Origin of the sequence: Methylobacterium aquaticum, from assembly GCF_001043915.1 — a bacterium.
In the GTDB taxonomy this organism is placed as follows: Bacteria; Pseudomonadota; Alphaproteobacteria; order Rhizobiales; family Beijerinckiaceae; genus Methylobacterium; species Methylobacterium aquaticum.
This window is the reverse complement of sequence record NZ_LABX01000270.1, coordinates 1-1,599: the sequence shown is the minus strand read 5'-3', so window position 1 is coordinate 1,599 and position 1,599 is coordinate 1. Positions and strand designations below refer to the sequence as shown.

1 protein-coding gene is annotated in these 1,599 nt (G+C 62.7%); it reads left to right on the top strand.

Features of this window, described 5'->3' with window-relative positions:
- Positions 1 to 199 precede the first annotated feature (199 nt).
- Positions 200 to 571: a DUF305 domain-containing protein gene (locus tag VP06_RS28615; protein WP_048444525.1), complete on the top strand. Its 372-nt coding sequence runs from the start codon at positions 200 to 202 to the stop codon at positions 569 to 571.
- Positions 572 to 1,599: the final 1,028 nt, after the last annotated feature.

Sequence of the window (1,599 nt, the reverse complement as noted above, 5' to 3'; positions counted from 1 at the left end):
GCGCAGCGGTCCCATAGCATCGCCCCGGACCGCGGCTGCCTTGCGCGGGTGGTCAGCCAGGCACGCCGTCCGGCTGGGCATCGGATGAGATCGGGCTCAGCAGGGACCCGGACCGTAGGAATAAAGCGCGACGGAACGGCGAACCCGACCCATTCCAACCTATTATACCCCAGTAGAGTAAGCGAAGAGAGAGGCTCGAATGAAGGCTGTGAGTACTGCACTCCTTGCCATGGCAATCATGGCTTCCGGCGCAACTCCGTTGCTTGCCCAAGGCAGCCATGGCGCGTCCATGCCCGGTCTGGACATGAAGAACATGGGGCCTCTGCAGAAGGGCTCCATGGAGGCCATGGAAAAGATGAACAAGGCGATGATGCAGGGAATGATGGATCCCGACCCCGATCTGGCTTGGATGAAGGGCATGGCGGCTCACCACCAGGGGGCGGTGGACATGTCCGAGGCCGCCATCAAGCACTCCAAGGACGAGACGGTCGTGAAGGAAGCTCGGAAGACGAAGGACGAAAACGAGAAGAGTCTGCGCGAAATCCAGGCCAAGATCCGGAAGGATAAATAAAATAGTCTATCCTTCAATCAGCATCGGGCCAAAGACTAGGCGGGAAAATGCCCCGACTAGTGCAATAGCGTCAACGAAATCCACCGCGTGCGGCGCGACTTCTCGCGGGTTTGCGAACGGATTGAGGGTGAGCGTCTGTTGCGTTCGTTCGCGTCGGCGCGCAAGAATTAGCTGGCATCCGAGTACGTCCGGACCAGGTGGACCCGCCGAACCGCTTCTCCCTGCCACCGAAAGCAACCACGGACGCGGCAGAAGGTCGGGAGCGGCTGGGCGGCGTCACGGGGCGTTGCGAGTTGGGTTCGAACATGCCTCGGCCGTTCGGCCTGCTTCCCGCGGCTCCTTCGTGGCGCTCCATACAAGGAAGGGCCGCCTGTTGCCCTTGTATCCAGGCTCGCGTGCCTGATGCCGCGCTTGCTACGTCTTGAGCTTGGGCGGCACCGAGCTTCGTAGGCGGGCTCCCAGCAGACAACCCCCTTGCAATCGGCTTCAGGAAAGGGCGGCTTTCTGCCAGAGGTGTCGGCGCTCCATTGATCCGCCAACCTCCCTGGCACTCCGGTGGCACTCCGGCGAGATCCTTGCCGTTGCCAGCCGCCCAGGCCGCAGGCGCAAGCACTCGCGCGCGGCGTGAAATGGCCACGTCGCGGGTCGCCGAGAACCGCGTCAAGATAAAGCCCAGCCGAAGGCCGGACGTCTGTCGTCCGCCGCGCGAGTACGACCTGTGGCCGATTTCCAACAGCAACGCGGACCAATCCGAGCTCATCTTAAATTAAGGTGTTCGTGCGTTGCCGGTCCAGTCCATCCGTGCGATGGTCGCACCGAGTTCGCATAGGGTCACACGGTCCTTGGCACGTCTTCGCGCAGTGGTGTTCGCCATTCTGGCGGTGGCGGTTGCCATCGCCCCGGCAGTGCCATGCACGATGATGCGGCATGCCGCCGCCGACCACTTGGGGGTTGCCCTCAAGGCGTCAGAGCCCCACGCGCACCATCGTCATCATCATGCGCGTGCAGGCAACGATGATGCGTCGTCC